This window comes from Halorientalis salina (assembly GCF_005049285.1).
Classification (GTDB): domain Archaea; phylum Halobacteriota; class Halobacteria; order Halobacteriales; family Haloarculaceae; genus Halorientalis; species Halorientalis salina.
In genome coordinates this window covers 236599-258289 of the sequence record NZ_SOSC01000001.1, presented here as the reverse complement: position 1 = coordinate 258289, position 21691 = coordinate 236599, and the positions used below count along the sequence as shown (strand labels likewise).

Genomic DNA, 21691 nt, shown 5'->3' with positions numbered 1-21691 from the left:
AATTACGACTGGCAGGGATCCGAGGGGAGCCTGTCAGTCGGCGGGCGTCGGATGATTCGTCCGGTGTTCGGCGTCCGTCACGAAGTTGTCGAGTGCCAGTGGTCCGCTCCCGAGGGTGAACACGGCCGACGCCAGGCCGAACATCGTGACGTGGGCGAGCACGGGATCGTCTGGGAGGCCGAACATCGTCAGCGTGAACACGACGAACGCGGCCGCGGCCACGCCGCGCGTGAGCAGTCCCCCGATCAGCAGGACGCCGAGCGCGATCTCGGCGAGGCCCGCACCGAGGACCCACGCGCCGGGGTCGACCGGCACGATCGCGGTCAGGTCGTACTGCTCGACGACCTGGAGCGCCCGCCCGGGCTGGAGGATTTTCTCGACGAGGCCCAGGTAGACGAAGGTCACCCCGAGTCCGACGCGGATCACCGACGGCGCGTAGCGGGCGAACGGTGCCACTCGTTCCGCGAACCAGTGGCCGAGGCGGTGGAACGGGTCGACGCGGCCGTACAACGTTCCCTCCGCGTTCGCGACCGCGCCGAGCATGTGGTCGGCGCTGGGTCGGCCACCGCCCAGGAGGACGATAGCGAGCAAGCCCGGAACGTACTCCATGGAGAGCAGGAGTCGCAGGTCGGATGCCAGACCGACCAGGTACGCGACTAGGCCAACGGCGGCCACGAACCGGGTCGCCAGCCCGAACAACAGGAAGAATCCGAGACCGATCATCAGCAATCGCGGCGCGGTCTCGACGGCCGGGCTGAAGTAGTAGCCGGCGAAGCCGGCACCGATCAGCGGCAGGCCCATGCTGAGCCGGAGCATCCACGGCACGAGGTCACGGTACTCCGAGAGCGTGGCCCGCAAAACGTCGATATCGGGAATCGTCGGTCGAACCCACAGATACCCGAGCAGAGCGACGCCACCGAGGAGTCCCGTCCCACCGAACAGCAGGGCGTTTTCGGGCTGTGAGAGCACTTCCACGGCGAACGCGATGGGGTCACCGGTTTCTCCGGCCCCATCGGTGACGTAATCGATGTGTGCCGTCGCCGAATCGGTCGCGATGACGGCCAGTGCCGCGAGCGACAACACCGCACCGAGCGTCGACGCCACGGGGGACCGTGCGGACGAATTACCCATGGGTTCGCTACGAACTCGACGTGGGTAAGCATCGTCATCGCGGCCGGGGCTTCCCCCGATTTGAGGGTCTTACACGTCGAAGACGACGTACGCGTGCCATCCCTCGTCGGTCTCGGCGAGGTCCATCTCGGAGTAGGTGACGGCCTTGATCTCCCGGGCCGTGATAGCGTCCAGCGGGACGCCGCGGGCAGTCGCCTCGCAGGTCCACTCGTCGCCGTCCCGGCTCACCGTCGCCTCGTTGTCCACGGGGAGCACGCCGCGCACGTCGCGCTCGTAAATGAGTTCGTCGAGGTAATCGAAGAGCAGCGCCTCGCGGCTCTCGGCGCTGACCGACAGCGAGAACCGCTCGCCGTCGTCGGGCACGTCCTCACACATCGCGGCGGCCAGTCCGTCGGCGACGGCGGCGAAGGCGGCGTCGAGGTCCGGGCCGGTCGCCTCGACGGCCACGTCGGCCGTGTGTTCGCGCAGGTCGAAGCTCATTGCTCGGTCGGTTCGACGCCGGCCCCCTTTGCTGCTTCCCTCCGCGCTCAGTGTGACTGGCGCGTCGCATGCTCGATGTCGTCCCTGTCCTCGATGGCGACGCCACTCGTGACGATGGTCCGGATGCCTTCCGAGACGGTCATATCGACGTCGACGACGCGGTCCGCGTCGACGCTGACGACGTGGCCACCCATCACGGGGTTCGGGGCCATCGGGAGAAAGAGGGTCTCCATCTCGTCGTGTCCGGTCGCGTCCTCGATCGATGCGGGCGTATGGGCCGTGAGGAAGGCGATGGCGTAGGACCCCTCGCGGGGGAACTCGACCAGTTTCACGTCCCGGAAGCTGTCCGTGTCGCTCTCCAGGAGGAGCCGACTCATCTCGTTGAAACTGGTGTAGATCGACCCGATCCCGGGGATGCCGGCCATCATCCGGTCGAAGCTGTCCTCGATGGCGCTTTCCTCGGGCTGGCGGTCGGCGACGAGTCCGACGAGCAGGATCACCAGGAGCAGCGTGACGAGGACGACGAGCTCCACGGCCAGTTTCGGGACGTCCGACGTGACCGGTGCGGATTCGGCCACGACGACGAGCGGATTGAGCGTTCTCGACACGAAGTCGACGACGAACCCGAGGACCAGGAGCGTCACGATGAGCGGCACTGTCACGGCGATGCCCGTGACCATCGCGCTTCGGAACCGCTTCCGGACGACGTCCCTGTTCGAGCCCCGGTCGACGGTCGCTGTCGGTTTCGACATGGCAGAACCGACACTTGACAGGGAAAAAGGAATTGTGGACCGCGAACGCGACCACGACGGTCCGGTCGTTTGTTACCGACGCCGGTGGAATTATAGTAACGTATCCGCTTAGTACCGGGTAGTGAGTGCCACGATCGAAAGCCGCGTCGTCGAGTCGGGAGCCGACGACTACGTCGACGAGGCTTGGGCTCTCAAAGAGCAGATCAGACGCGAAGACGGCGTTCTCCGCCAGCGACGCGGCTTCTTCAAGGACGCCTATCGCCGGTCGACGGTCTACTGCTATCTGGAGACGGGGCAACTCGAACCCGAACGGCTCGTCGGCTTCGCCGCCGTCCGCCGTGACGGGTACATCCTGTTTCTCGCCGTCAGCGAGGAGTACCGCGGTAACGGCTTCGGCAAGCAACTCATCGCCCGGGTCGCCGACAATCACTCCTCGGTGACCTGCCACGCGAGGACGACCAACGAACCGGCCATCGGGTTCTACAAGCACATGGGATTCGAGGTACAGCGCCGGATCGAGAACTACTACGAGGACGGCGGCGACGCGTTCTACCTCAAACTGGGGTCCGGCGGCGGTATCACTGACCGACTCTCCCGACTGTTGCGTTGACCGAAACGGTTTGATCGCCGATCGAATCCGACAGTACACTGTTAAGACCGTCGGGCGCGAACGTGTGCTATGCTCACTGGCCTGGGCTGGCTCGCGCTCGAGGTCAAATATCTCGACCGAGCGCGGTCGTTCTACGAATCGTTTCTGGACCTGCAGACGGTCCGAGAGACCGAGACGGAGGTCGCGCTAGCGGCCGGTGACACCGATCTCGTCCTCCGCCGCCCTGAGGCCGTCCCGCGCGGCGGGCTCCACACGCACTTCGCGCTCTCGACCCCACACGAGGAATACGACGCCTGGAAGGCCCGGCTCTCGGAGTCGTTCGATCTCGTCGAACACCAGTTCGGCGACGCGAAGTCGCTGTACTTCTACGACGTGGACGGCAACTGCGTCGAGATCGGCCAGCGAAGCGACGAGGGGGCCGGCATCACGGGGGTCTTCGAGATCGTGCTGGAAGTCGCCGATCTCGACCGCGCCGAAGCGTTCTACCGCGCGCTCGGACTGGAAGTGATGGGTCGCGGCGACGAACGCCGACGCGTTCGGCTGACCGCCGGATCGTTCGACCTCGAACTGTGGGAACCACAGCTCGGTCTCGCCGACGGTCGCGGTGGTGTCCACGTCGATGTCGGGTTCGAAACGGACGACCCCGACGCCGCAGTCGATGCCGTCGAAGCGGACGCCTGCAGCGTCGAACGTCTGCCCGACGAGGCTCGCATCGTGGACCCCGACGGCCACCACCTCACGTTTCGATAGGAATTCGGGACCTGCATTCCGTGTGAACGCCACATTCGGGCTGAGACATCGGCGGGCAAACCGCCGAGACAATACGCGTCGGGTTCACTGACGGTCGGTTCGGGGACGGCACCAGGCGACTGAGCAAAATGACCCAGTACCGGACGTTGCCCTCGACGACGATCGGATACGGTTTTTCGCGCCTGATCTGGTTCTCCTCGGCGGGACCACCGACGCCGTCGCGAGCAGCGACGACTGAGCAGGCTCGGTGGCACCGGCTCCGCTCGCCGGGACCGGTCCGGCCGTAGAAACTGTAAAAGGGGCTCGGACGGGACTATTCGAGATCGAAGCGGTCGAGGGACATCACTTTGTCCCACGCGTCCACGAAGTCGTGCACGAACTTCTCCTCCGCGTCGTCGCTCGCGTAGGCCTGCGCGAGGGCGCGAAGCCGAGAGTGGGATCCGAAGATGAGGTCCACGCGCGAACCCTTCCACTCGACGTCGCCCGTCTCACGGTCGCGTCCCTCGAACACGTCCTTGGAGTCCGAGACCGGTTCCCACTCGTAATCCATGTCGAGCAGGTTCACGAAGAAGTCGTTGGTCAGCGTCCCCGGCTCGTCGGTGAAGACGCCGAGGTCCGAGTCCTGGTAGGTCGCGCCCAGCGAGCGCATACCGCCGACCAGCACCGTCATCTCGGGGGCTGTCAGGTTCAGGAGCTCGGAGTTGTCCACCAGCACTTCCTCCGCCGAGCGGTCGAGGTCGTCGCTCGCGTAGTTGCGGAACCCGTCCGCGTCGGGTTTGAGCGCCTGGAACGATTCGACGTCGGTCTGTTCCTGCGAGGCGTCCGTGCGACCCGGCTCGAAGGGCACTTCCACGTCGTAGCCGGCGTCGGCCGCCGCCTGCTCGACGGCCGCACAGCCGCCCAGCACGACGAGGTCGGCGAGCGAGACCCGAACGTCGTCGGATCGGGCGCCGTTGAACTCTTCCTGGATCCCTTCCAGGATCGTAAGCACCGTCGCCAACTGGTCGGGCTCGTTGACCTCCCAGTTCTTCTGCGGTTCGAGGCGGATGCGGGCGCCGTTCGCGCCACCGCGCTTGTCGCTGTCGCGGTACGTCGACGCCGCTGCCCAGGCGGTCTTGATCAATTGGGAAGTGGACAGGTCCGAGTCGAGGATCTCCGTTTTGAGTTCGGCGATCTCGTCGTCCCCGATCAGGTCGTAGTCGGCGTCGGGGATGGGGTCCTGCCAGATCATCTCCTCGTCCGGGACCTCGGGACCGAGGAACCGCTCGGGCGGCCCCATGTCGCGGTGGATCAGCTTGTACCAGGCCTTCGCGAAGGTCATCCCGAACTCCATCGGGTTCTCCTGGAACCGTTCGAGGATCTCCCGGTAGTCCGGGTCCCGTTTGAGCGCCACGTCCGTCGTCAGCATCATGATGTCCTCTCTCTCGGACGGGTCCTCGACGCCCTCGGCGCTCTCGTCGAGTTCGCCGTTCTCGGTGGTCCACTGCCACGCACCGCCGGGCCCTTTCTCGGGCCACCACTCGTATTCCAGCAGGTTGTCGACGAAGTCCATGTCCCAGTCAGTGGGCGACTGGGTCCAGGGACCCTCGATTCCGCTGGTGATCGTGTCGGGGCCTTTGCCCTCGCCGTACTCGTTCTCCCAGCCCAGGCCCTGCTTCTCGATAGGGGCCGCTTCGGGCTCGGGGCCGAGGTTGTCGTCGGAATCTGCGCCGTGGACTTTCCCGAACGTGTGTCCACCGGCGATGAGCGCGACCGTCTCCTCGTCGCTCATCGCCATCCGGTCGAACGACTGGCGGATGTACTTCGCCGACTCTTCGGGGTCCGGCTCACCGCCCGGGCCTTCCGGATTCACGTAGATGAGGCCCATGTGGTCTGCAGCGAGATCGCCTTCGAGGTTCCCCTCTTCGTCGTGACGCTTGTCCGCCATCATCTCCTCTTCGGGGCCCCAGTCGACGGCCTCGTCGGGCGCCCAGGCGTCCTCGCGCCCGCCGCCGAACCCGTACGTCTCGAAGCCCATCGACTCCATGGCGACGTTCCCGGCCAGGACGATCAGGTCGGCCCACGAGATCTTGCGGCCGTACTTCTGCTTGACCGGCCAGAGCAGGCGTCGCGCCTTGTCCAGGTTCGCGTTGTCGGGCCAGCTGTTGACGGGTGCGAAGCGCTGGGTCCCGCCGGACGCGCCGCCGCGGCCGTCGGTCGTGCGGTACGTACCGGCGCTGTGCCACGCCATCCGGATGATCAGCGGGCCGTAGTGCCCGTAATCAGCCGGCCACCAGTCCTGCGACGTCGTCAGAACCTCTTCGATGTCCTCCTTGAGGGCCTCGAAGTCGAGTTTCTGGAACTCCTCGGCGTAGTCGAACTCCTCGCCCATCGGATCGACTTGCTGGGCGTTCTGATCGAGAATTCCCACGTTCAACTGATTCGGCCACCAGTCCTGGGTTGACCTATTCATCACCTGCTAGTTGTTGCTTTGGCATATTAATCTGTCCAATCCGGGAAGAAAATCTTCGCTTACCCCCAAGCATTCTATCGGATGTGTGAACGATCGGCACTGAGCACTCGCCCCCGTATTCTACACCTCGTTCGGCCCAGCATCGGTTCTGAGTGGCAATCGTCCCGTTCGTATGCCAACTGCGTACGCTGGTTTTCTCGAAATACTGGGGCTCCTCGACGAACTGGTACTCGTGCTTCGATTCGACCTGGACCCTCGAACCCTCGGGGCAGTGACAGAGGGGGCCCGCTCAGAGCCGTTCGGTGTCGATGACGACGCCCGGCGGTGTGACGATGAGGAAGTCGCGGAAGTGGACGAGGTCGCCGCCGTCGGCTTTCACGTCGCGGGCGAACCCGGAGGCCAGTTCGTTCACGTCTCCGTCGACTGACAGCACGAGTACGGCGCCGCTTGCGATCTCGGCGAGCCACTCCCCGTCCGGCGTCGAGCCGTCGAGGATGCCGAGCACGATGTGGCTCCCCTCCCGTTCACCGTCTTCCATCTGGTCCTCGACTGCCTGCAGGTCGAGGTCGAAGTCGCTCATACCTCCTGCTGGTGTGCGGGTGGCAAAAAGCCTCGCCACTTCCCCACGGCCGACAACTGCTCGACCACTCTCGACGTGGACGCCCCGTGTTCACCGAGGAACGTCGGATTGTTGCAAGGACAGGTTTATATAGGAGGCATGACCTTCGTTTGGGTGTAATCATGTCCAACAATGAGGGCACGTCGGGATCCCCGGCGGATCGAGTTCTTCCAGGGCACACTGGATTCCACTTCTGAGATAACAGAAGCACGAGTTTTCGACACCACGCTGCGCGACGGTGAACAGTCGCCTCGCACGTCGTTCTCCTACGACGACAAACGCGAGATCGCGGCTGTACTGGACGACATGGGCACTCACGTCATCGAGGCAGGGTTCCCGGTCAACTCGGACGCGGAGTTCGAGGCCGTTCGCGACATCGCCGAGTCCACCACCCGGAGCGAGGTCTGTGGACTGGCACGCGTGGTCGAGAAAGACGTCGAGGCTGCAATCGACTCGGGCGTCGACCTGGTACACGTCTTCGTGTCCACCAGCGACGTCCAACTGCAGGACTCCATGCACGCGACTCGGGAGGAGGCCAAGCAGGCCGCCGTCGAGTCGATCGAGCGTGTCACGGAGGCCGGGGTCGAGTGCATGTTCTCGCCGATGGACGCGACGCGTACGGACGAGGACTTCTTGATCGAAGCGGTGCAAGCCGCGGACGAAGCCGGCGCTGACTGGGTGAATCTCCCGGACACCGTCGGTGTCGCGACACCGCGGCGACTCTACGACATGGTCGAGAACGTCGTCGATGCGATCGACGCGCGCGTGGACGTTCACACACACGACGACTTCGGACTGGCAAGCGCGAACGCGCTGTCCGGTTACGAAGCTGGCGCGAGCCAGTCGCAGGTGTCGGTCAACGGGATCGGCGAACGGGCGGGCAACGCGGCCTACGAGGAGGTCGTGATGGCTCTCGAAAGCCTGTACGACGTCGACACCAACATCGACACGACGCGGATCACGGAACTGGCACGGCTGGTCGAGGACCGGTCGTCGATTCCGGTGCCGGCCAACAAGCCGGTCGTCGGCGAGAACGCCTTCTCCCACGAGAGCGGCATCCACGCCGCGGGCGTCATCGAGAACTCGGACACGTTCGAGCCGGGTGTCATGACGCCGGAGATGGTGGGGGCCGAGCGCGAACTCGTCCTCGGGAAACACACCGGCCAACACTCCGTTCGCGAGCGGTTGAGCGACGCCGGGTTCGACCCGACCGAAGAGGAAGTTCGGGAGGTCACCCGACGCGTCAAGGACTACGGCGCCGAGAAACAGCGGGTCACGATGGACGTTCTGGAGAAGTTCGCCCGCGAGGTCGGCGTCAAAGAAGAGGAGGTCCGGATCTGAGATGACCTCCCGTCCGGTTTCGACCTGTCCCGAGCGGCGGCTAAACGGACCGTTCGTCTCGACTCGGAAGAATTATACCGCTCGGACGATGTACTTTCGTACCGATGACATCGCGCGCTGGCAGTCGGGTTCACTCCTCGGCCAGCGACGCGCTCGCACTTCTGCCGATCATTGTAGGGGCCGACTAGCCCCTATACCACACACATTTCGGCTTTTGAGGCATCGTCAATCGACGAGCAACGGAGGGTACTAGACATGCACGACACGCACTATCGACCACACGCACTGGAGGACAGAACATGAGCGAAGGCGCGCAGACACCGCACGCGGACGAAGTCGAATCGGAAGCCGAAGGCGGCCCGCCGACCGAACCGGAGGGCGAATCCCACGTCGAACCCGTCGAGACGGGTGCTGACGCGGTCGTCGCGGCGCTGAAGAACGCAGGCGCGGAGTACCTCTTCGGCGTCCAGGGCGGGGCGATCATGCCCGTCTACGACGCGCTGTACAGCGAATCGGACCTGAACCACGTCACGATGGCCCACGAACAGGGCGCGGCACACGCCGCAGACGCGTTCGGTATCGTCTCCGGCGATCCGGGCGTCTGTATGGCTACGTCCGGGCCGGGCGCGACCAACCTCGTGACCGGGCTGGCCGACGCCAGCATGGACTCGGACCCGCTGATCGCGCTGACCGGGCAGGTGCCGACGAACTTCGTCGGCAACGACGCCTTCCAGGAGACCGACACCATCGGCGTCACCGCCCCGATCACGAAGTTCAACTACTTCTCGTCGAGCCCCGACGAGGTGGGCGACGACGTCGGGACCGCGTTCGCGCTGGCCGACGAGGGCCGGCAGGGGCCGACGCTAGTCGACCTGCCCAAGGACGTGACCCAGGGCGAGACTACCCGGGAGCCGACGAAGCCGAAGACGCCGGACACGTACAACCCGCCGGAAGAGGCCGACGAGGACGCCGTCGAGGCGGCCGCGGACTGTCTGATGGACGCCGAGAAACCCGTCATCCTGGCGGGCGGTGGCGTCATCAAGGGCGAGGCCTGGCACGAACTGTACGACTTCGCCACGGAGTACGAGATCCCGGTCATCACGACGATGCCCGGCATCGGCGCGTTCCCCGAGGACCACGAACTCAGCCTGGAGATGGCCGGCATGCACGGCACCGGCTACGCCAACATGGCCATCACGATGACCGACTGCCTGCTGGGCATCGGGACGCGTTTCGACGACCGGCTGACCGGCGGCCTCGACTCGTTCGCCCCGGACGCGGAGGTCATCCACGTCGACATCGACCCCGCGGAAATCAGCAAGAACGTCGAAGCGGACTACCCGCTGCTGGGCGACGCCAGCGAGGTCATCGACCAGCTGGACGACGCCATGACGCGCGCGCCGAAGGCCGAGGAGTGGCGCGAGCAGTGCCAGACCTGGAAAGACGAGTACCCGCTGGACTACGAGATGCCGGAGGACCGCCCGCTCAAACCCCAGTACATCGTCGAGCAGTTCGACGAGGCGACCGACGACGACGCCATCGTCACGACGGGCGTGGGCCAACACCAGATGTGGGCCTGCCAGTACTGGACGTACATGGAGCCTCGGACGTGGGTCTCCTCGCACGGCCTGGGAACGATGGGTTACGGCGTGCCCGCGTCGATCGGGGCCAAACTCGCCGAGCCGGACAAGGAAGTCGTTTCCTTCGAGGGCGACGGCTCGTTCCTGATGACGAGTCAGGAACTGACCGTCGCGGTCCGGGAGAACTTGGACATCACCATCGTCGTCCTGAACAACGAGGCCATCGGCATGGTCCGACAGTGGCAGGACGGCTTCTACGGCGGTCGACACATGGCCTCCCAGTACCCGTGGATTCCGGAGTTCGACAAGCTCGCGGAGGCATACGGGGCTCGCGGCTGGCGGCTCGAAGACCAGGAGAACGTCGAGGAGACCATCCAGGAGGCCATCGAGTACGACGGGCCCTCGGTCGTCGACGTGCTGATCGATCCGGAGGAAAACGTCTACCCGATGGTCCCCAGCGGTGGGGACAACGGGCAGTTCGCCCTCTCTGAGGACATGCTGGACGACATCTAGAACGATGACAGGAAAACTCCCAGGACCGTCCCCGGACGAGCGGCAACGCCCGGCGGGACGGCGCAACGAGCAAGGCATTCGTATCGACCCGGAAGTCGAGGCGGAACACGAACCCCGACGCGCGGTGCTGTCGGCGCTGGTCGAACACCGGCCCGGCGTGCTGGCCGACGTGTCCGGACTCTTTAGCCGACGGCAGTTCAACATCGAGAGTCTCACCGTCGGGACGACCACCGACGAGGACCGCGCCCGGATGACGATCGTCATCGAGGAGCCCGAACCCGGCATCGAGCAGGCGAAAAAACAGCTCCAGAAGCTGATTCCGGTCGTCGACGTGCGCGAACTGGAGCCGGACGCCGTCCAGCGCGAACTGGTGATCCTGAAACTCAACGGCGACGAGCCGGACAAGGTGCAGGCCATCACCGAGATGTACGACGGCGACACGCTCGACGCGGGGCCGCGGACCATCACGGTCGAGATCACCGGCGACGAGCAGAAGATCGACGACGCCATCGACGCCTACGCCCAGTTCGGCATCCGCGAGGTCGTCCGAACGGGCTACGCATCGCTCTCACGTGGCGAACAGCCGACCGCAGCAGTGAACGAAGACGGAACACCGAAACAGGTGACAGCAGACGATGACTGACGACTTTACCAACCCTATCTACTACGACGAGGACGCAGACGTATCGAACATCGAAGACGAGACGGTCGCCATCCTGGGCTACGGCAGCCAGGGCCACGCTCATGCACTGAACCTCTCTGACAGCGGCGTCGACGTGATCGTCGGCCTCCGGGAGAGTTCTTCCTCACGAGCCGCCGCGGAGGACGAGGGCCTGACGGTCGAGACGCCGGTCGAGGCCGCCAGCGAGGCCGACATCGTGATGATGCTCGTTCCCGATACTGTACAGCCCGACGTCTACGACCAGATCCGGGACGAACTCGACGCTGGTGACACGCTGATGTTCGCCCACGGCTTTAACATCCACTACGGCCAGATCCGCCCCGACGACGACGTCGACGTGATGATGGTCGCCCCGAAGTCGCCCGGTCACCTCGTGCGCCGCAACTACGAGAAAGGCGAGGGGACCCCCGGCCTGCTGGCCATCTACCAGGACACCACCGGCGAGGCCAAAGCGGAAGGCCTCGCGTACGCGAAGGCGATCGGCTGCACGCGGGCGGGCGTCATCGAGACGTCGTTCCGCGAGGAGACCGAGACCGACCTGTTCGGCGAACAGGCCGTCCTCTGTGGCGGCGTGACCGAGATGGTCAAGGTCGGCTTCGAGACGCTGGTCGACGCGGGCTACAGCCCGGAGATGGCCTACTTCGAGTGTCTCAACGAACTCAAGCTCATCGTCGACCTGATGTACGAAGGCGGCCACATGGAGATGTGGAACTCCGTTTCTGATACCGCCGAATACGGTGGTCTCACGCGCGGCGAGGAAGTCATCAACCGCGAGGGCATGGAGGAGATCCTCGAAGGCGTCCAGAACGGCGAGTTCGCGCGAGAATGGATCAACGAGAACCAGGCCAACCGGCCCGCCTACAAGCAGTACCGCGACGCCGAACAGAACCACCAGATCGAGGAGGTCGGCGGCCGCCTGCGCGACCTCTTCGCCTGGGACGAGGACGCCGAGTAACAGCATGACGGACGCTATGAACGCGGTCAGCCACACGAACCCCTACACCGACGAGCCGTTCGGTGAGACGGTCACCTTCCGACGCGGTCAGACGGTCGTTGCCGACGGGGGAGAGCGAACCGGAACGGACGAGCAGACGATGAAAGACGTAAGTCACACACCCCCGGCAGGAGACGGTGCCATGCGAGTCTTCGAGCGCGGGACCGAAGGACGCGACGAATCAGTATGAGCGAAGGTACACTGTACGACAAAGTTTGGGAGAATCACAAGGTAACGACGCTGCCGAACGGACAGGACCAGCTGTTCGTCGGCCTGCACCTCATCCACGAGGTCACCAGCCCGCAGGCGTTCGGGATGCTCCAGGAGCGCGACCTCGAGGTCGCGCGACCGGACCTGACGCTGGCGACGGTCGACCACATCGTCCCGACGGCAGACCAGTCCCGGCCCTACAGCGACGACGCCGCCGAGCGGATGATGTCGGAACTGGAGGAGAACGTCCGGGACGCGGACATCAACTTCCTCTCGCCGGACACCGGCGATCAGGGCATTGTCCACGTCATCGGTCCGGAGCAGGGACTCACCCAGCCCGGCAAGACCATCGTTTGCGGCGACAGCCACACCTCGACCCACGGTGCCTTCGGCGCGCTCGCGTTCGGGATCGGGACCAGCCAGATCCGCGACGTCCTCGCCACGCAGACCATTGCGATGGACAAACAGAAGGTCCGGAAGATCGAGGTCACCGGCGAACTGCAGGAGGGCGTCGAGGCCAAGGACATCATCCTCGAAACCATCCGCCGACTGGGGACCGAGGGCGGCGTCGGCTACGTCTACGAGTACGCCGGCGAGACCATCGAGAACCTGGGCATGGAAGGGCGGATGTCCATCTGTAACATGTCCATCGAGGGCGGCGCTCGCGCCGGCTACGTCAACCCCGACGAGACCACCTACGAGTGGTTAGAAGAGACCGACTACTTCCAGGACAACCCCGAGAAGTTCGAGGAACTCAAGCCGTACTGGGAGTCCATCCGGTCCGACGACGACGCCGAGTACGACGACGTCGTCCAAATCGACGCCGACGAGCTGGAACCGACCGTCACCTGGGGGACCACCCCCGGCCAGGGCGTCGGCATCACCGACCCGATTCCGGAACCGGAGTCGCTGCCCGAGGAGAAACAGGAGACGGCGAAACGTGCCCAGGAGCACATGCGCGTCGAACCCGGCGACACGATGGAGGGCTACGACATCGACGTGGCTTTCCTGGGTTCCTGTACGAACGCCCGACTCCCCGACCTGCGTCGCGGCGCGGAGATCGTCAAGGGCCGCGAGGTACCCGACGACGTGCGTGCGTTCGTCGTCCCTGGCAGCCAGCGCGTCCAGAAGGCCGCCGAGGAGGAAGGCCTCAAAGAGGTCTTCGAGGAGGCCGGCTTCGACTGGCGCAACGCCGGCTGTTCGATGTGCCTGGGCATGAACGAGGACCAGCTGGAGGGCGACGAGGCGTGTGCGTCCTCCTCGAACCGGAACTTCATCGGTCGTCAGGGCTCGAAGGACGGGCGAACCGTACTGATGAACCCGCAGATGGTCGCGGCCGCGGCCGTCACCGGCGAAGTCACTGACGTTCGCGAGATGGAGGAGGTGATCAGCGTATGACTGACACAGATGAAGTCGAAATCCCGGAAGTCGAGGAGGTCTCGGGGACGGGTATTCCCATCCGCGGGAACGACATCGACACCGACCAGATCATCCCGGCGCGGTTCATGAAGGTCGTCACCTTCGACGGCCTGGGAGAGTTCTCCTTCTTCGACCTGCGCTTCGACGAGGACGACAACGAGAAAGACCACCCGATGAACGAGGAGCGGTTCCAGGACGCCAACATCATGGTCGTCAACAACAACTTCGGCTGTGGCTCCTCGCGCGAACACGCGCCCCAGGCGCTGATGCGCTGGGGCATCGACGCGTTCATCGGCGAGTCCTTCGCCGAAATCTTCGCCGGCAACTGTCTGGCCCTCGGGATGCCGACCATCACCGCCGACCAGGAGACGGTCGAGGCCATCCAGGACTACATCGACAAGTACCCGGACACCGAGATCGACATCGACATCGCCGAGGAGACGGTGACCTACGGCGACACGACCGTCGAGGTCACGGTCAACGAGGGCCAGCGGAAGGCCCTCGTCGACGGGATCTGGGACACGACCGCGCTGATGAAGGCCAACCAGCAAGCCATCGACGAGACGGCCGACGAACTGGCGTACCTCTGAGCTGAAACCCGCGTTCGGCTATTCTGCGCGCGAATTCGTTCCTGCATTCTCAATCGTCGGCGACGATTCCGCCGCACCCGTCGATCGGTGCGGTATAGTCGAGGAACAGGTCGGGGCCTTCGGTTTCTTCGAGTTCGACTGTGTTCCGGTTCGAGTCAGTGGAAACGATGCCAGCAGCTTCGAGTTTCGGCAGATGAGTGTGGTGGAGCGTGGTCTTGATCGCCTCGATGTCCCCCGCGCGACTCGTCTCCGTCCGGTCCCCTTCCCAGTCCGCGATCGTCGTCGCGAGCGTCGCGACGTCGACGACGTCCGATTCTCGTGTCAAGTAGTACAGAACGGCGCGTCGGTGTGGGTGTGTCAGGAGGCCGAACGTCTCAGTTAGTCTCGAAGAATCCAACGGTTCCATACCCATACTCAGTTACGAACGGCCTTAACCTCTTTTTTCCGATAATTTAACCTATTTGAGAAATACGGATAGCGTCGGGGTATTGGTTGACTTTTCCAAGCAGAGGAGGGGGTTCAGTCGAGCCGCTGTCGACAAGGATTCAATAACGCAACTAGTCCCGCCTTACCGAGCGGTCCCTAGTTGGTGGAATCAGACGGTTCCGAAATGTCGTCGTCGTGAACGCTGGCCATCTCCTGGTGAAAGTGATTCCAGGGTTGAATGTGCTCTTCTGACAGAATATTGCTACTTACGATCCGAAGGCCGAGACTATCCAACTGTTCGGTACTCTGTTTCACGTCGGAGGTGGATTCGGCGACGACCTCGATGTGGAGGTTCTCCTCGCCGGCCAGCATCTCCCGGACGTTCACGACGCCTCGGACTTCGAGTGCTTCCGTCGCCATCTTCGACCGATCGGACAGGTACGTCGAGCAGATGAACAGGACGCGCATCGGGTAGCCCGCTTTTTCGTAATCGATCTCCGGGTTGTATCCGGTAATGACGCCTGCCTCCTCCAGTTGCATGATGCGATTATGAATCGTCGTTCCTGTTACGTCCGTCTCCTCGGCGATGTCCGTGTCTGTCGCACCGCGGGCGTCCAGCTGGAGCAGGTGGAGGATGCGACGGTCGAGATTGTCGAGTGGATCCTCACTCATACAAACCGATTCGATGCGCAGATAGTTGAACGGCGTGTCCGATCAGGGTTGGGCCGGGAGACAGCAGGGGGAACATCGACACGCTCTTTTCACGGCCCTGCGGACCTCCTGGCATGACAGAGCAGATCGCAGTCATCCCCGGTGACGGCATCGGACAGGAGGTCGTCCCGGCGACGCTCGACGTACTGGACGCGCTCGACCTCGGCTTCGAGTTCGTCGACGGCGACGCCGGCGACGCCGTCCTCGAGGAACGTGGCGAGGCACTGCCCGACGAGACCTACGAACTGGCCGCGGAATCCGACGCGACGTTGTTCGGTGCGGCCGGCGAGACCGCAGCGGACGTGATCCTCCCGCTCCGTGAAGCGGTCGGCTCCTTCGCGAACGTGCGTCCGGCCCGCGCGTACCCAGGCGTGGACGCGGTCAAACCCGAGACGGACCTCGTGTTCGTCCGTGAGAACACCGAGGGCGTCTACGCGGGCATCGAGAGCCAGCTCTCCGACGACGTGACCACGCTGACGCGACTCATCACGGACTCGGCGTCCCGTCGCATCGCCGAGTACGGCTTCGAGTACGCCGAGGCGAACGGCTACGAGGACGTGACGGTCGCGCACAAGGCCAACGTGATGCGGACGACGGACGGCCAGTTCCTCGAATCCTGTAGTGCCGTCGCCGAGGAAGGGAACTACGAGTACGACGAGGCGCTCATGGACGCCCTGGCGATGCACCTGATCATGCACCCGGAGGATTACGGCGTCGTCATCTGCCCGAACCTGGCCGGGGACATGCTTTCGGACCTCGCGGCCGGACTGGTCGGCGGACTGGGACTGCTTCCGAGCGCGAACGTCGGCCCGGACAACGCGCTGTTCGAACCGGTCCACGGCTCGGCCCCGGACATCGCGGGCCAGGGCATCGCTAACCCGTCGGCGATGGTGCTGTCGGCGGCAATGATGCTCGAACACCTCGACTACGCCGACGAGGCGGCCACGCTCCGGTCGGCAGTCGAGTCGGTCCTCGAAGACGGTCCGAAAACGCCCGATCTCGGCGGGGACGCGTCTACTGAGGACGTAAGCGACGCGATAATCGACCGCCTGTAATTAGGCCTCGTCGGCGCTCGTGGACCGCGCCGTCGACCTCTCTTCGACGACACCCGCCGGCGAGACGGTGACCGTACCGGTGGCCGTTGCGGTGATCTCGTATCCGGCGTGTGTGAACTCGACCGAACCGGTCGCTCGGTCGTTGTCGGGAGTCGAACTGAAAACCGCATCGAGCGCGTCAGTATCGACCGTCTCGAAGAGCGGTGCCATCGGGTCGTCCCCGTCGCGATTCGTCCCGTGGACCGGGGACGTGGTGCCGTCCGACGCCGACCGGAGGGCAGCGAGTACTGCCTCGGTCACCGTTTCGTCGTCACCTGCGGTGTAGGTGATTTCGTCCACTGTGTCCCCCTCGGTGGCCTGATTGTAATTCGTAGCCATCAATCTACCAAAGCAGAGTGTAGAGAGGGCGGTATGGATTCGGGTTCACGCTCCAACCTTTTATATAGTCGCGGTCTAGCCGATCGTGTTCTCCAGAAGCGTGGCCTGTCCCCGCCGAAGGAGTGCGGAGAGGGCCTGGCTGGAGACGTCGAACTCGTCGGCCAACTCGGAGACCGACGTGTTCCGGGGGACCTCGAAGTAGCCCTGTTCCAGGGCACGGCCCAACACGTCCCGTTGGCGATCGGTGAGCCCGTAGCCCCTCGCCACGGCGTGCTCGCTCCGATAGAGTCGACGCAGTTCGAAGGTGAGACCGCGTTCCTGGCACTGTTCGCGGTACGCCGACAGCGACTCGCGGTCCGGAACCTCGGCACGGTACTCCACTCCCTCCCCGGACGTTTTGATCTCTAGGAACGTGATCCCGCTCTGTATCGCGTCGACGTACGTCATGCCCTGCTCGGCGTTCGGGGACAGCGTCGCTCGGAAGAGATACCGCTCGGGGGCCGACGAGAGGATCTCGAAGTCCCTGATGGACGGGTCGGCGGGCAGCGCCTCGAAGAATCGGTCGAGGTCCGCTTCGTCCCCACGCGCCCAGAAGACGAGTTGTGACGGGTTGGTCGTGGTTGGCTGTTCGTCCTCGACCTCGACTTCGACGCTCGGTACCGCACGGCGCGTTTCCCGCAGGATCGGATTCGACAGCGTGTACTCGGCGATCAAGCTCATGTCACCGATTTCCGCACCGACCGACGGATCTCATACACGCGGCCCCGGTCGAGTGGACCGCGTGAAAACGCGTGATCGATCCCTGACATCTCCGCGAACGCATTATTGGAGGCGGACGGTATGTCTGTGCATCCGTCGACGAATTCTCGTCGTGTCGACGGAGCCAGAGCGCCTTTCGGTTCGCTTCCATTCTGTCCCGATTTAACGAATCGGGTTCGGGAAAGCTCTCTGGCCACTTGGGTCCCGGTTCGCTACGAATACCGGCGGAAAACCCGGTTGGACGCCGCCGAGTGCCCCCTCGCCCGCCGCGGGGCTTAAGACCCTGCCAGGCAATGCCTCTTCTATGTCATCCATCGATCTCGACGAGGAGACGATCGAGCGATTAGACGGCCTCCGGGTCGACGACGAGAGTTACGACGAGGTCATCAACGAACTCATCAACATCTACCAGGCCGAAGAACTGACGCTGTTCCGTGGGAGCGACGAGGACTACTGATCCGTGGCGGCCGCAACCGTCCTGACTTCCTCCCACTTGCCGGTGTCCTCTAACTGATTCTGTAACTGTGTCGCGTACTCCTGGGCGAGTCGGTCGGCCGCTTCGAGTTGGTCCTGGTCGACCTGGTCCGTGTCGCCATCGCCGCCACCGCCGAGTCCCAGCGCGTCGGTGATGCCGCCGAGAAGTCCGGAGCTGTCGCCGCTTTTGTCGCCGCGTCCCGCCCCGCCACCCATGGGGCCCTGCTGATCGACGGCGTCCAGTTCGGGGATGATCGACGGGAGATTACTGGTGTCGGCGACGAGTTCCGCACTCTCTTCGTCGTCCGGTCGTTCGATGTCGAACTCGACGGCGGTCATGACGAGTCCCCATTGTTGCCGGGAGAACTGCGAATTGGCGACGCGGTCGGTGAACTGCTGGTCGACGGTCATGCGGTCACCGACGATGAGGTCGGTCCACTGGTCGGTCATGCTACGGGCTTACGGCTCCCGGCGTATCAGCGTTCCCTATAGTAGCCTCCAGAAGGCTTTGCTCACAGTGTCCTCGAACGGAGCGTTTCGCACCGGAAAGCTGGCCTGCAAACGCTCCTGGACGGTGAAAATTTCTGCAGACTACTATAGAAGTCGTCCGCTTCGACTCCGCCGGACGATGCGTCGTGTGCCACCCCTGTGGCGCGGGTCCCCACCCATGGTCTGTCGTCGTCCGCCGGGGCTGTGCCCCTTCGAAGCCGAACGCGGCGTCGCCCTCGGTCCAGGCCCACCCCCCGACCAAGGCTGCACCTACACGTAGTCGGCTATCCACAGTGATAGTTCCGCCGGCTATGAACGGGGGTTTATATTAAACGCCGATTCGGGTTCCCCGTGATGTCGACGGTCGTCAGAACGCGTCGGCTTCGACGGTGACGTCGGCGTGCAGTCCCTCGCGGAGCGCGGCGTGGACGTGGCAGATGTCCTCGGCTTTCGCGAGGAGGTCGTCGACGTCCGCCTCGGAGAGGTCTGCCTCGACGAGCATGGTGAAGGCGATATCGGACAGATCGTCCTCGTCGTCGAGGTTCGCCTCGGCTTCGGTCTGTATCCGACCCAGGTCGTCGTAGTCTCCTCGCATCGCGCCGGCGCGGAACGCGAAGGTGAAACACGAGGCGTAGTCGGCAACGAGAACCTGATTGGGGTTCGGCCCCGTCTTATCCTGTGCGTCGATGTCGATCTCGTACTCGCCGAGGTGGTTGCCCGCCGCGAACCCGTCGTCGTTGGTCGTGGTCGTCTCGATGTCTGGCATACCATCTCAAACAAGACCCGGACGGGGCTAAGGGATTGGTAAGCGGAAAAAACGGCTGGCTATCTCGGACGATCCGAGCCGCGAGCGACTGGCCCGCGTGCGCAGCGAGCGCGCGGCGGCTACAGTTCGCTCAGGTCGACGGTCTCGTCGCCGGCCAGGACGTGTGTCTCGGCGTCACTGCCCGTGGCTTCGACTTCGCGCTCGAAGTCGTCGGTGTCGATTTCGATGGGCGGGAAGGTGTCGTAGTGCATCGGGAACGCGTGGTCGACGTCGAGCCAGTCGACGGCGACCGCGGCCTGCATCGGCCCCATCGTGAAGTGGTCGCCGACCGGGACGGCGGCGGCGTCGGGTTCGAGGAACGGACCGATGACGTCGCGCATCTCGGTCATCAGGCCGGTGTCGCCGGCGTGATAGAACGTCGTCGCGTCCGCGTCGGCGACCTGTGTAGGCTTGGTGTCGCCGATGATATAGCCCGCGGGCATCCCTGCACTGGGTGCGTTGAAGCCGGATTCGAGCCCGTTGGTGTGGTCCGCCCGATGCATCGTCACGAACGCGTCGCCGAACTCGACGGTGCCACCGATGTTGAACCCGACGACGTCGTCTTCGGCGAAGCCGTGCTGGTCGGCGAGGTGGCCCACAACTTCGGGCGCACCGCCGAGAGTCGCGTCGGTAAATTCGCCCACGTCGGCCACGTGGTCGTCGTGCCCGTGCGTGATCAGGACCACGTCCGGATCCAACTCGCCAGGATCCGTCTCCGTCTTCGGATTGTCGAAGAACGGGTCGATGAGCAGGTCCGTCTCCCCGACGGTGACGTACCACGTCGAATGACCGTACCAAGTGAGTTCCATGACGTGAGGCAGTTCGACTGTCAGCCACTTAATACTGGAGGCAGAGGCAGCGACGACCGCTGTCTGCTACCGCCGCGTGAGCTGGTAGACCCCGCCGACGAGGACGGCCAGCAGTCCCGCCCCGAGCGTGAAGCCGCTGGTGGTCGCGTCGGTCGTCACCGTCTCGTAACTGCTGGAGTTGTTGCTCCCGTCGTCCCCGGACTCGGCAGCGGCACTCGCGACGCCAGTCGCCGCCAGACACGCACTCACGACGAGGAGCACGACGAGGAGCGTCCGCAGTATTCCGATTGGTCGCATATCTGGACGGTAATACGTGGGTGCTTGTAAACGCTTATCAGTCGCGACTGTGATTCGCAGGACATGAAGCGCGTTCGTTTTCGGGACTCGGCTGGGAACGTTCGGGGTGGCCGCTGGACCGTCGAGGACGGTGAGGAACTCGTCACAGCGGCGGCTGGCCCGTACGGACGCATCTCCTTCGGTGACGAGACGTTCACGCCCGACGAGGTCGAGATCCTCCCGCCGTGTGAGCCGACCAAGATCGTCTGTGTCGGCCTCAACTACGCCGACCACGCCGACGAACAGGACAAAGACGTTCCCGATCGCCCGCTCCTGTTCCTCAAACCGCCCAACACCGTGACGAGCCACGGCAAGCGCGTGACCCTCCCAGCGGGGAAAGAACGGATCGACTTCGAGGCCGAACTCGGCGTCGTCATCGGCGAGCAGGCGCGCAACGTCAAGGCGGCCAACGCCGACGACGTCATCGCAGGCTACACCTGCGTCAACGACCTCTCGAACCGCGACGACCAGCAGCGAGAACAGAACTGGGTCCGAGGGAAAGCCTTCGACAATGCGGCGCCCATCGGCCCGCTCGTGGCCACGTCGGAACACCTCAAAGACGACGCCACGATCGAGAGCCGCGTCAACGGCGAGATCAAACAGCAGTCCTCTATCGACCAGTTCATCTTCTCGATCCCGGAACTCGTCGAGGAGATCACCGAGTACATGACGCTCGAACCCGGCGACGTCATCTCGACCGGCACGCCCGCCGGCGTCGGCCCGCTCTCCGACGGCGACGAGGTAGAAATCGAGATCGAAGGCATCGGCACGCTCCGACACACCGTCCACATCCCCTGACCAGCGGTCCACATTGGGGGACCGACCCCGATGTCGCGTTACGGTAACTTCAGATAGTTCTTTCCGGCTTTCTGGGCGCGGAGCACTTCGGCGACGCCCGAGGGGACGGGTGTCACTCCCTCCGTCATGTCCTCTATCTCGTAGCCGAACCGCGCCAGCGAGTTCGAACAGACGTTTATATCGACGTCGGCTTTGACCATCTGGGCGATCTTCGATGCCTCGGGCGAGGACGCCAGGAGGAATCGAACGGCGGGGCCGTTGACCACGACCTGCATTCGCTCGGGCGGCGTCGACACCGATTCGTCCCCCACCAGGTTCACCAGGTTTCGCAACGCCATCTGCCAGTCGCTCACTTCCCCGCTCGTGATGTGGACGACGATCCCTCCGTTCATACGTGGGACGTATTCGGGAAACGACAATAATCTGTGGGTCCTCGCGAACAGTTTGGACCGACAGGGTTCTCGCCTGTTCATCGGTCGGGTATCGACGATTGAACTGCCGAATCCCCAATGAGCCACGCGGCGCTCA

The 21691-nt window shown here is 64.2% G+C and carries 26 protein-coding genes; 12 read left to right on the top strand and 14 right to left on the bottom strand.

Annotation, left to right across the window (positions count from 1 at the left end):
• Positions 1–33: 33 nt before the first annotated feature.
• The 3 genes from E2481_RS01360 to E2481_RS01350 all read right to left on the bottom strand — a co-directional run bounded on the left by E2481_RS01360 (position 34) and on the right by E2481_RS01350 (position 2363).
• The gene (locus E2481_RS01360; RefSeq protein WP_136715328.1) at positions 34–1131 is read right to left on the bottom strand and encodes a DoxX family membrane protein; all 1098 of its coding nucleotides are present in this window, start codon (positions 1129–1131) and stop codon (positions 34–36) included.
• A 69-nt stretch (positions 1132–1200) separates the two neighbouring features.
• Positions 1201–1611, bottom strand: coding sequence for an archease (locus tag E2481_RS01355; protein ID WP_136715327.1), 411 nt, complete (start codon positions 1609–1611; stop codon positions 1201–1203).
• A 47-nt stretch (positions 1612–1658) separates the two neighbouring features.
• A complete protein-coding gene (locus tag E2481_RS01350) occupies positions 1659–2363 on the bottom strand; it encodes a DUF502 domain-containing protein (protein ID WP_136715326.1) in 705 nt (234 codons plus the stop codon).
• 121 nt (positions 2364–2484) lie between these two features.
• On the opposite strand from E2481_RS01350, the gene E2481_RS01345 reads away from it, so the two are divergent.
• Together E2481_RS01345 and E2481_RS01340 are read left to right on the top strand one after the other, a co-directional pair.
• Positions 2485–2973: a GNAT family N-acetyltransferase gene (locus E2481_RS01345; RefSeq protein WP_136715325.1), complete on the top strand. Its 489-nt coding sequence runs from the start codon at positions 2485–2487 to the stop codon at positions 2971–2973.
• Positions 2974–3042: 69 nt separating this feature from the next.
• Positions 3043–3723 (top strand): VOC family protein, encoded by a 681-nt coding sequence (locus E2481_RS01340; protein ID WP_136715324.1) that lies wholly within the window; start codon positions 3043–3045, stop codon positions 3721–3723.
• Positions 3724–4036: 313 nt separating this feature from the next.
• On the opposite strand, the gene katG is transcribed toward E2481_RS01340, so the two are convergent.
• Both katG and E2481_RS01330 read right to left on the bottom strand, forming a co-directional pair.
• Positions 4037–6175, bottom strand: a complete 2139-nt coding sequence (katG, locus tag E2481_RS01335) for a catalase/peroxidase HPI (protein WP_136715323.1) — start codon at positions 6173–6175, stop codon at positions 4037–4039.
• A gap of 289 nt (positions 6176–6464) precedes the next feature.
• A complete protein-coding gene (locus tag E2481_RS01330) occupies positions 6465–6755 on the bottom strand; it encodes a DUF5779 family protein (protein WP_136715322.1) in 291 nt (96 codons plus the stop codon).
• 171 nt (positions 6756–6926) lie between these two features.
• Between E2481_RS01330 and E2481_RS01325 the strand changes: the two genes are divergently transcribed.
• The 7 genes from E2481_RS01325 (at position 6927) to leuD (ending at position 14123) form a co-directional block, all read left to right on the top strand.
• Positions 6927–8135 (top strand): LeuA family protein, encoded by a 1209-nt coding sequence (locus E2481_RS01325; protein WP_136715321.1) that lies wholly within the window; start codon positions 6927–6929, stop codon positions 8133–8135.
• Between the two features lie 299 nt (positions 8136–8434).
• Entirely contained in the window at positions 8435–10228 is a 1794-nt protein-coding gene (gene ilvB / locus E2481_RS01320; RefSeq protein ID WP_136715320.1) for a biosynthetic-type acetolactate synthase large subunit, read from the top strand.
• 4 nt (positions 10229–10232) lie between these two features.
• Positions 10233–10871, top strand: a complete 639-nt coding sequence (gene ilvN / locus E2481_RS01315; RefSeq protein ID WP_136715319.1) for an acetolactate synthase small subunit — start codon at positions 10233–10235, stop codon at positions 10869–10871.
• Positions 10864–11865 (top strand): ketol-acid reductoisomerase, encoded by a 1002-nt coding sequence (gene ilvC / locus E2481_RS01310; RefSeq protein ID WP_136715318.1) that lies wholly within the window; start codon positions 10864–10866, stop codon positions 11863–11865. The genes ilvN and ilvC overlap by 8 nt, the downstream gene beginning before the upstream one ends.
• Positions 11866–11869: 4 nt before the next feature.
• Positions 11870–12094 carry a hypothetical protein gene (locus E2481_RS01305; RefSeq protein ID WP_136715317.1) on the top strand — a complete coding sequence of 75 codons (225 nt, stop codon included), beginning with the start codon at positions 11870–11872 and terminating at the stop codon, positions 12092–12094.
• A complete protein-coding gene (gene leuC, locus E2481_RS01300; protein ID WP_136715316.1) occupies positions 12091–13512 on the top strand; it encodes a 3-isopropylmalate dehydratase large subunit in 1422 nt (473 codons plus the stop codon). The genes E2481_RS01305 and leuC overlap by 4 nt, the downstream gene beginning before the upstream one ends.
• On the top strand, positions 13509–14123 hold the full coding sequence (gene leuD, locus E2481_RS01295) for a 3-isopropylmalate dehydratase small subunit (protein WP_136715315.1): 615 nt from the start codon (positions 13509–13511) through the stop codon (positions 14121–14123). The genes leuC and leuD overlap by 4 nt, the downstream gene beginning before the upstream one ends.
• A gap of 49 nt (positions 14124–14172) precedes the next feature.
• Here leuD and E2481_RS01290 read toward each other — a convergent pair whose 3' ends face one another.
• Positions 14173–14529 carry a DUF7344 domain-containing protein gene (locus E2481_RS01290; protein ID WP_136715314.1) on the bottom strand — a complete coding sequence of 119 codons (357 nt, stop codon included), beginning with the start codon at positions 14527–14529 and terminating at the stop codon, positions 14173–14175.
• A 176-nt stretch (positions 14530–14705) separates the two neighbouring features.
• Positions 14706–15221, bottom strand: coding sequence for an Lrp/AsnC family transcriptional regulator (locus tag E2481_RS01285; protein WP_136715313.1), 516 nt, complete (start codon positions 15219–15221; stop codon positions 14706–14708).
• Positions 15222–15334: 113 nt separating this feature from the next.
• Here E2481_RS01285 and E2481_RS01280 point away from each other — a divergent pair, with 113 nt between their 5' ends.
• Positions 15335–16315 (top strand): isocitrate/isopropylmalate dehydrogenase family protein, encoded by a 981-nt coding sequence (locus E2481_RS01280; protein WP_136715312.1) that lies wholly within the window; start codon positions 15335–15337, stop codon positions 16313–16315.
• Here the strand turns inward: E2481_RS01280 and E2481_RS01275 are convergent, their stop codons facing one another.
• Both E2481_RS01275 and E2481_RS01270 read right to left on the bottom strand, forming a co-directional pair.
• On the bottom strand, positions 16316–16693 hold the full coding sequence (locus E2481_RS01275) for a HalOD1 output domain-containing protein (protein ID WP_136715311.1): 378 nt from the start codon (positions 16691–16693) through the stop codon (positions 16316–16318).
• 75 nt (positions 16694–16768) lie between these two features.
• Positions 16769–17413: a helix-turn-helix domain-containing protein gene (locus E2481_RS01270; RefSeq protein WP_136715310.1), complete on the bottom strand. Its 645-nt coding sequence runs from the start codon at positions 17411–17413 to the stop codon at positions 16769–16771.
• A gap of 343 nt (positions 17414–17756) precedes the next feature.
• On the opposite strand from E2481_RS01270, the gene E2481_RS18510 reads away from it, so the two are divergent.
• On the top strand, positions 17757–17909 hold the full coding sequence (locus E2481_RS18510) for a DUF7557 family protein (RefSeq protein WP_169302348.1): 153 nt from the start codon (positions 17757–17759) through the stop codon (positions 17907–17909).
• Here the strand turns inward: E2481_RS18510 and E2481_RS01265 are convergent.
• The 4 genes from E2481_RS01265 to E2481_RS01250 form a co-directional block, all read right to left on the bottom strand.
• Positions 17903–18376: a DUF5799 family protein gene (locus E2481_RS01265; protein WP_136715309.1), complete on the bottom strand. Its 474-nt coding sequence runs from the start codon at positions 18374–18376 to the stop codon at positions 17903–17905. The genes E2481_RS18510 and E2481_RS01265 overlap by 7 nt on opposite strands.
• 406 nt (positions 18377–18782) lie before the next feature.
• Positions 18783–19181 carry an OsmC family protein gene (locus tag E2481_RS01260; protein ID WP_136715308.1) on the bottom strand — a complete coding sequence of 133 codons (399 nt, stop codon included), beginning with the start codon at positions 19179–19181 and terminating at the stop codon, positions 18783–18785.
• Positions 19182–19300: 119 nt separating this feature from the next.
• Positions 19301–20029, bottom strand: coding sequence for a metal-dependent hydrolase (locus E2481_RS01255; protein WP_136715307.1), 729 nt, complete (start codon positions 20027–20029; stop codon positions 19301–19303).
• 66 nt (positions 20030–20095) lie between these two features.
• Positions 20096–20326 (bottom strand): hypothetical protein, encoded by a 231-nt coding sequence (locus tag E2481_RS01250; RefSeq protein ID WP_136715306.1) that lies wholly within the window; start codon positions 20324–20326, stop codon positions 20096–20098.
• A gap of 63 nt (positions 20327–20389) precedes the next feature.
• On the opposite strand from E2481_RS01250, the gene E2481_RS01245 reads away from it, so the two are divergent.
• A complete protein-coding gene (locus E2481_RS01245) occupies positions 20390–21163 on the top strand; it encodes a fumarylacetoacetate hydrolase family protein (RefSeq protein WP_136715305.1) in 774 nt (257 codons plus the stop codon).
• Positions 21164–21201: 38 nt separating this feature from the next.
• Here E2481_RS01245 and E2481_RS01240 read toward each other — a convergent pair whose 3' ends face one another.
• Positions 21202–21555, bottom strand: a complete 354-nt coding sequence (locus tag E2481_RS01240) for a DsrE family protein (protein ID WP_136715304.1) — start codon at positions 21553–21555, stop codon at positions 21202–21204.
• Positions 21556–21691 lie beyond the last annotated feature (136 nt).

Bases quoted from the DNA above. Each gene is read 5' to 3' on its own strand.
- E2481_RS01360 (WP_136715328.1), bottom strand. From the start codon at position 1,131: ATGGGTAATTCGTCCGCACGGTCCCCCGTGGCGTCGACGCTCGGTGCG.
- E2481_RS01355 (WP_136715327.1), bottom strand. From the start codon at position 1,611: ATGAGCTTCGACCTGCGCGAACACACGGCCGACGTGGCCGTCGAGGCG.
- E2481_RS01350 (WP_136715326.1), bottom strand. From the start codon at position 2,363: ATGTCGAAACCGACAGCGACCGTCGACCGGGGCTCGAACAGGGACGTC.
- E2481_RS01340 (WP_136715324.1), top strand. From the start codon at position 3,043: ATGCTCACTGGCCTGGGCTGGCTCGCGCTCGAGGTCAAATATCTCGAC.
- katG (WP_136715323.1), bottom strand. From the start codon at position 6,175: ATGAATAGGTCAACCCAGGACTGGTGGCCGAATCAGTTGAACGTGGGA.
- E2481_RS01330 (WP_136715322.1), bottom strand. From the start codon at position 6,755: ATGAGCGACTTCGACCTCGACCTGCAGGCAGTCGAGGACCAGATGGAA.
- E2481_RS01325 (WP_136715321.1), top strand. From the start codon at position 6,927: ATGAGGGCACGTCGGGATCCCCGGCGGATCGAGTTCTTCCAGGGCACA.
- ilvB (WP_136715320.1), top strand. From the start codon at position 8,435: ATGAGCGAAGGCGCGCAGACACCGCACGCGGACGAAGTCGAATCGGAA.
- ilvN (WP_136715319.1), top strand. From the start codon at position 10,233: ATGACAGGAAAACTCCCAGGACCGTCCCCGGACGAGCGGCAACGCCCG.
- ilvC (WP_136715318.1), top strand. From the start codon at position 10,864: ATGACTGACGACTTTACCAACCCTATCTACTACGACGAGGACGCAGAC.
- E2481_RS01305 (WP_136715317.1), top strand. From the start codon at position 11,870: ATGACGGACGCTATGAACGCGGTCAGCCACACGAACCCCTACACCGAC.
- leuC (WP_136715316.1), top strand. From the start codon at position 12,091: ATGAGCGAAGGTACACTGTACGACAAAGTTTGGGAGAATCACAAGGTA.
- leuD (WP_136715315.1), top strand. From the start codon at position 13,509: ATGACTGACACAGATGAAGTCGAAATCCCGGAAGTCGAGGAGGTCTCG.
- E2481_RS01290 (WP_136715314.1), bottom strand. From the start codon at position 14,529: ATGGAACCGTTGGATTCTTCGAGACTAACTGAGACGTTCGGCCTCCTG.
- E2481_RS01285 (WP_136715313.1), bottom strand. From the start codon at position 15,221: ATGAGTGAGGATCCACTCGACAATCTCGACCGTCGCATCCTCCACCTG.
- E2481_RS01280 (WP_136715312.1), top strand. From the start codon at position 15,335: ATGACAGAGCAGATCGCAGTCATCCCCGGTGACGGCATCGGACAGGAG.
- E2481_RS01275 (WP_136715311.1), bottom strand. From the start codon at position 16,693: ATGGCTACGAATTACAATCAGGCCACCGAGGGGGACACAGTGGACGAA.
- E2481_RS01270 (WP_136715310.1), bottom strand. From the start codon at position 17,413: ATGAGCTTGATCGCCGAGTACACGCTGTCGAATCCGATCCTGCGGGAA.
- E2481_RS18510 (WP_169302348.1), top strand. From the start codon at position 17,757: ATGTCATCCATCGATCTCGACGAGGAGACGATCGAGCGATTAGACGGC.
- E2481_RS01265 (WP_136715309.1), bottom strand. From the start codon at position 18,376: ATGACCGACCAGTGGACCGACCTCATCGTCGGTGACCGCATGACCGTC.
- E2481_RS01260 (WP_136715308.1), bottom strand. From the start codon at position 19,181: ATGCCAGACATCGAGACGACCACGACCAACGACGACGGGTTCGCGGCG.
- E2481_RS01255 (WP_136715307.1), bottom strand. From the start codon at position 20,029: ATGGAACTCACTTGGTACGGTCATTCGACGTGGTACGTCACCGTCGGG.
- E2481_RS01250 (WP_136715306.1), bottom strand. From the start codon at position 20,326: ATGCGACCAATCGGAATACTGCGGACGCTCCTCGTCGTGCTCCTCGTC.
- E2481_RS01245 (WP_136715305.1), top strand. From the start codon at position 20,390: ATGAAGCGCGTTCGTTTTCGGGACTCGGCTGGGAACGTTCGGGGTGGC.
- E2481_RS01240 (WP_136715304.1), bottom strand. From the start codon at position 21,555: ATGAACGGAGGGATCGTCGTCCACATCACGAGCGGGGAAGTGAGCGAC.